We start from the raw sequence: 5289 nt of genomic DNA, 5'->3' as shown, positions 1-5289 counted from the left end.
CCGCCGCAACCGCCGCGGGGCCCGGTGGTACGACGGCGTCCAGCTGCTGCTCGCCGCGCCGTGGCACGTCGTCGCCGGTCTCGGCGGGACGATCATCCTGCTGCTGTGGAGCCTCGGCATCGCCGCTGCCGCCGGTCTGCTGTGCTTCGCGGCCTCGCTGTCGCTGACCACCTCGCTCGCGGCCGTCGGGGGTGCCTTCACCCTCGGGCTGTGGTGGGGCCCCGGGTCCGAGCGGCTCCGCTCGCCGGTGCGACGGGTGGTCGACCCGGTCGCGCGGCGCGGCGTGCCGTGGCTGCTCGTGACGCTGCTCGTCGCGGCACTCGCCTCCGGGCTCGGCGCCGCCGCGTCGGCCCAGGGCACCCGCTGGGCGCCGTACGACGACGCGCCCCTGTCCGGCGTGCGGCTGCCGGGCTGGCTCTGAGCCGGGGCGTTCAGCAGGACCGTTCCGGGGTACGGGGTCGCTCCACACCCCTTCCCCACCTGCAGCCACGAGGAGCGCCCATGACCGAGCAGCCCGACATCGACACCGAGATCGGCACCGACCCCGCCGTGGACGTCACGGGCGACGCGACCGACAACGAGAGCTACCACGGCTACAGCGTCGACGACGAGACCCAGCCGCAGGGCGAGGGCGACAGCCTCGTCGACGACCGCGGGCTGTCGGAGCCGCTCGACGAGGGCTACTCGCCGCCGGAGAAGTGGTCGGCGGCCCAGGGCTTCGGCAACACCCCGCTCGAGGAGAGCCTGGGCGAGTCGCTGGAGCAGCGCGTCGACCAGGAGGTGCCCGAGCCGGACCCCTACGAGGTGGCCGACGAGGAGGCCCGCCGCGGCGACCTGGCCGCGCTCGTCGCCGAGGACACCACCAAGGGCCAGGTCGCCGAGGCCGACCTGGAGACCGGCCTGGAGGGCGCGGACGGCGAGCGCGCCGGACGCCTGGTGGCCGACGACGAGGGCGTGCGCACGGACACCGAGAAGGACCTCGTCGCCACCGACGTCGGCATCGACGGTGCGGGTGCCGGCGCGGAGGAGGCGGCGATGCACGTCGTCGAGGACCCCGAGCCGATCGACCCCGCCCTCCTCGACGCCGAGGTGGTCGACGAGGAGCCCGACGGCACCTCGTGAGGGCGGCTCAGCGCGCCGCGCAGAGGATGCACCGCCGCGCCGCCGGCAGCGCCTCGAGCCGGGCCGGCGCGATCGGCAGGCCGCAGGCCTCGCAGCTGCCGTAGGTGCCGGCGTCGACCCGGCCGAGCGCCGCGTCGAGCTCGGCGAGGTGGCGGCGCACCTGGGCCACGATCGCGCCGATCTGCGAGCGCTCGAAGGCGATCGTGTGGCCCTCGGGGTCGTGCTCGTCGTCGGCGTTGGAGTCGAGCGAGGCCGCCACCACCGCGTCGAAGTCACCGGTCAGGCTCGCCAGCCGTGCCTGCGCCGCCTCACGCTCGGCGTGGAGGTGACGGCGTACGTCGTCGGGGTCGGGCGCGCTCACCCCACCATCATGCGGCGGACCACCGACAGCGGCGTCCGTGCAGTCCTCGGACGTCTGTGCGGGCAGACGGACCGGGGTGAGGTGAACAGTGCCTGAACTCCGGCGGAGGGCCCTCGCCAAACCGGCTGCGCGAGGAGAACAGTCCGTGGGGTGACCCCCGAGTTCGTCATCCTGGGGCTGGTCGTGGTGACCGCCCTCGCGTTCGACTTCACCAACGGATTCCACGACACCGGCAACGCGATGGCCACCTCCATCGCCACCGGTGCCCTGCGGCCCAAGGTCGCCGTCGCCCTCTCCGGCACGCTCAACCTCATCGGGGCCTTCCTGTCGGTCGAGGTGGCACTGACCGTGACCAACGCCGTGATCAAGGTGCAGGACTCCGAGGGGGCGCCGCAGCCGCAGTTCCTCGCAGACGGTGGCCACGCGCTCCTCATGATCATCCTCGCCGGCCTCGTCGGCGGGATCCTGTGGAACCTGCTGACCTGGCTCCTCGGCCTGCCGTCGAGCTCCTCGCACGCCCTCTTCGGTGGCCTGGTGGGCGCGACGGTCGCCGGCCTGGGCGTCTCCGGGGTCAACTGGGCCGGGGACGGCACCAAGCTGGACGGGGTGGTCGGCAAGGTGCTGCTGCCCGCGCTCATCTCGCCCGTCATCGCGTTGGTCGTGGCGGCCGCGGGGACGTGGCTGGTCCACCGCATCACCGACGGCGTCACCGAGCGCTACCGCGAGAGCGGGTTCCGCTGGGGCCAGATCGGCTCGGCGTCCCTCGTCTCGCTGGCGCACGGCACCAACGACGCGCAGAAGACGATGGGCGTGATCACCCTCGCCCTCATCGCGTCGGGGGAGTGGTCGGACACCGGCGCGATCCCGTTCTGGGTCAAGCTCGCCTGCGCGCTGTCGATCGCCCTCGGCACCTACGTCGGCGGCTGGCGGATCATCCGCACCCTGGGCAAGGGCCTGGTGGAGATCTCCTCGCCCCAGGGCATGGCGGCCGAGAGCTCGTCCGCCGCGGTCATCCTCGCCTCGAGCCACCTCGGCTTCGCCCTCTCCACGACCCACGTGGCGACCGGCTCGATCCTCGGCACCGGCGTCGGCAAGAAGGGCGCCGAGGTCCGCTGGGGCGTGGCGGGCCGCATGGTCCTGGCGTGGCTGACGACCTTCCCCCTGGCCGCGCTGGCCGGCGCGGCCACCTGGTGGGTCGGCGACGTCGTCGGACGCGTCGCCGGGGGCGCGGCCGGTGCGGTCGTGGTCTTCGGGATCCTCGTGGTGCTGTCGGGCCTGATGTACGCCCGCTCCCGCCGCGCCCCGGTGGACCACTCCAACGTCAACGACGACTGGGACGCCGCGCCCGCTGCGTCCGACCCCCTTCCCGTCGGAGGAGCCCGATGAACAACCTCGGCTACGCGCTCGACGGCGCCTGGCAGGTCCTGCTCGCCGGCCTGGTGCTCGGTGCGGGCCTCCCGGCCGTCTTCGCCCTGGGCATCCGCTCGGCCGCCTGGGGGACCGGCGGCGCCGCCGAGGTCGACGGGGGCACGCCGCACCCGGCGGGCCGCGCGCTCGCGCTGCTCTGCTTCGCGGTCGTGCTCGCAGGGGTCGCGCTCGGCATCACGTTCATCGTCGCCTCCGGCTTCGGCCGCGAGCTGAGCTTCGCGCACGTCTACCCGACCCTGGTCGAGAAGTGAGGAGCGTCCCGTGCCGTTGAACCGAGTCGTGACGTGGCTCCGCGAGGGGTACCCCACCGGCGTGCCTCGCCAGGACTACGTCGCGCTGCTCGCGCTGCTGCGCCGACGTCTGACCGACGACGAGGTCGCCGCGATCGCCGCCGAGCTCGCCCAGGAGGGCATGCTCCCCGACACCGCCGACATCGCCGTCTCCATCACCAGGGTCACCGACGAGGTGCCCTCGGAGTCCGACATCGACCGGGTCCGCGACCACCTCGCCTTCCGCGGCTTCCCGACCTGACGGTCGGGCCCGGGCCCGTCCGGGCCTACTTCGGCTCGGCGCGCAGCAGCCGCAGCAGGCCGAGGACGAACGGGACGACGAGCCAGATGGTGCCGGAGACCAGCAGCTGGGCCAGCACCTCGCCGCTCGGCATGCCGTCGGCCTGGAACATCAGCCCCTGGGCGGTGTTGAACTCGATCCACGGCGCGAGGTCGGCGAACCAGTCCTGGAAGGACCCCAGGATGCCGACCGCGATCGGCAGCACCAGGGAGTAGATGAAGTAGGTGACGATCGCCGCCGGGCTGTTCATCAGCAGCATGCCGATCGCGAAGCCGGTGAGGATCGCGATCAGGTTGGAGACCAGGAACCCCTTGACCAGCACGTCGCTGCTGATCGACCAGTCGCCGCCGCCTATCAGCGTCCCGACCGCGGCGACCGCCATCGCGACGAGGATCAGCGCCGCGCCCAGGATGAGGCCGCCGACCAGCTTGGCCCCCACGACCCGTCCGCGGTGGGGCTCCAGGGTGAACGTCGTGAGGCCGGTGCGCTGGCTCCACTCGCTGGTGACCATGAGGATGAGCAGGATCGGCAGGAAGTAGCCGAGCACGGCGCCGGCGACGCCGATCACGTCGCTGAAGTCGCGGCTGTCCTCGGGTGCGGCGAAGGCGTAGATCACCACGACGGCGAGGCTGAGGAGCACGATCGAGGCCGAGAACCAGCGCCCGGCGCGGGTGTCGAGGGCCTTGCGGACCTCGACGGCCACCAGTCGGGTGAAGGGGACGGCCGGGGTGCCGGAGACGTCGAGGAGCTCGGACGAGGCGTCGGTGCTGGTGGCGGTCATGCGGTGCCTCCCTGGGCGGTCGCGGCGGCGGGGTGTCCCTCGCGCTGGGTGTCCTCGGTGAGGGACAGGAACAGGTCCTCCAGGCCGGCGGCGCCGGACCGGAGCTCGGTCAGCACGACCTGCGCCTCCAGCGCAGCCCGGCCGACGGTCGGGGAGTCGCAGTCGACGCGGAGCCCACCGCTCTCGGCGGCGACCGTGTGGCCCGCCGCCGTCAGCCGCGCCGCGAGCGCGGCGTCGTCCTCGGAGTGGACCAGCGTGCTGCTGGCCTGGCCGGAGAGCAGCGACTCCTTGGTGCCGGAGGCGACGATCGTGCCGCGCCCGATGAGGATCATCTCGTCGGCGATCAGCTCGACCTCGTTGAGCAGGTGGCTGGACAGCAGCACGGTCCCGCCCTGGTCGGCGTACGACTTGAGCAGCTGCCGCATCCAGCGGATGCCGGCCGGGTCGAGCCCGTTGGCCGGCTCGTCGAGGATCAGCACCGACGGGTTGCCGAGCAGCGCGTGCGCGATGCCCAGGCGCTGCCGCATTCCGAGGGAGTAGTTGCGCACGCGGCGCTTGGACTCGGCCTGGGTGAGCGAGACCATCTCCAGCATCTCGTCGACGCGCGCGTCCGGCAGGCCCATGGTCCTCGCGCCGATCGTCAGGACCTCGCGGCCCGTGCGGCCGGCGTGCTGCGCCGAGGCGTCGAGGAGGACGCCGACGTGGCGGCCCGGGTTGGGGATGTCGCGGTAGTCGTGCCCCCCGATGCGGACGCTGCCCGACGACGCGGGGGTCAGGCCGACCATGATCCGCATCGTCGTGGTCTTCCCGGCGCCGTTGGGGCCGAGGAAGCCGGTCACCCGACCACGCTTGGCCGTGAAGCTGACGTCGTCGACGGCGGTGAACCCGCCGTAGGTCTTGCTGAGGCGTTCGACCGTGATCATGGGTCAACCTTGGCAGGTCGGGGAGTCGTCCCGCCTCCGACTATCGGCCCAGATCGCGAGACTCTCGTCTCACGGCGCCGCGTCGGTGGCACGATCGGTGCCGT

At 73.0% G+C, this 5289-nt stretch carries 8 protein-coding genes; 5 read left to right on the top strand and 3 right to left on the bottom strand.

The genetic code is table 11. The annotated features are described in order from the left end of the window. On the top strand, positions 1 to 421 hold a 421-nt coding region (locus ACFFJG_RS03520), incomplete at its 5' end, for a hypothetical protein (RefSeq protein ID WP_378517222.1). Positions 422 to 501: 80 nt separating this feature from the next. Continuing rightward, on the top strand, positions 502 to 1122 hold the full coding sequence (locus ACFFJG_RS03515; protein WP_378517221.1) for a DUF5709 domain-containing protein: 621 nt from the start codon (positions 502 to 504) through the stop codon (positions 1120 to 1122). 7 nt (positions 1123 to 1129) lie between these two features. Here the strand turns inward: ACFFJG_RS03515 and ACFFJG_RS03510 are convergent, their stop codons facing one another. Continuing rightward, complete coding sequence (locus ACFFJG_RS03510; RefSeq protein WP_378517220.1) at positions 1130 to 1483, bottom strand: TraR/DksA family transcriptional regulator; 354 nt, start codon at positions 1481 to 1483, stop codon at positions 1130 to 1132. Positions 1484 to 1633: 150 nt separating this feature from the next. Between ACFFJG_RS03510 and ACFFJG_RS03505 the strand changes: the two genes are divergently transcribed. Genes ACFFJG_RS03505 through ACFFJG_RS03495 form a run of 3 tightly spaced genes read left to right on the top strand, consistent with a single transcriptional unit; the run spans position 1634 to position 3442 of the window. Further along, the gene (locus ACFFJG_RS03505) at positions 1634 to 2869 is read left to right on the top strand and encodes an inorganic phosphate transporter (protein WP_378517219.1); all 1236 of its coding nucleotides are present in this window, start codon (positions 1634 to 1636) and stop codon (positions 2867 to 2869) included. Further along, on the top strand, positions 2866 to 3162 hold the full coding sequence (locus ACFFJG_RS03500) for a hypothetical protein (protein WP_378517218.1): 297 nt from the start codon (positions 2866 to 2868) through the stop codon (positions 3160 to 3162). Before ACFFJG_RS03505 ends, ACFFJG_RS03500 begins: the two co-directional genes overlap by 4 nt. A gap of 10 nt (positions 3163 to 3172) precedes the next feature. Continuing rightward, on the top strand, positions 3173 to 3442 hold the full coding sequence (locus ACFFJG_RS03495) for a DUF3349 domain-containing protein (RefSeq protein ID WP_378517217.1): 270 nt from the start codon (positions 3173 to 3175) through the stop codon (positions 3440 to 3442). A 25-nt stretch (positions 3443 to 3467) separates the two neighbouring features. Here ACFFJG_RS03495 and ACFFJG_RS03490 read toward each other — a convergent pair whose 3' ends face one another. After that, positions 3468 to 4262, bottom strand: a complete 795-nt coding sequence (locus tag ACFFJG_RS03490; RefSeq protein ID WP_378517216.1) for an ABC-2 transporter permease — start codon at positions 4260 to 4262, stop codon at positions 3468 to 3470. Further along, positions 4259 to 5185 (bottom strand): ABC transporter ATP-binding protein, encoded by a 927-nt coding sequence (locus tag ACFFJG_RS03485; protein WP_378517215.1) that lies wholly within the window; start codon positions 5183 to 5185, stop codon positions 4259 to 4261. The genes ACFFJG_RS03490 and ACFFJG_RS03485 overlap by 4 nt, the downstream gene beginning before the upstream one ends. Between the last annotated feature and the right edge of the window lie 104 nt (positions 5186 to 5289).

The organism is Nocardioides zeicaulis, from assembly GCF_042432345.1.
GTDB lineage: Bacteria > Actinomycetota > Actinomycetes > Propionibacteriales > Nocardioidaceae > Nocardioides > Nocardioides zeicaulis.
The sequence above is the reverse complement of the archived record's forward strand: the minus strand, read 5'-3'. Positions and strand labels throughout refer to the sequence as shown.

Bases quoted from the DNA above. Each gene is read 5' to 3' on its own strand.
- ACFFJG_RS03515 (WP_378517221.1), top strand. From the start codon at position 502: ATGACCGAGCAGCCCGACATCGACACCGAGATCGGCACCGACCCCGCC.
- ACFFJG_RS03500 (WP_378517218.1), top strand. From the start codon at position 2,866: ATGAACAACCTCGGCTACGCGCTCGACGGCGCCTGGCAGGTCCTGCTC.
- ACFFJG_RS03490 (WP_378517216.1), bottom strand. From the start codon at position 4,262: ATGACCGCCACCAGCACCGACGCCTCGTCCGAGCTCCTCGACGTCTCC.
- ACFFJG_RS03485 (WP_378517215.1), bottom strand. From the start codon at position 5,185: ATGATCACGGTCGAACGCCTCAGCAAGACCTACGGCGGGTTCACCGCC.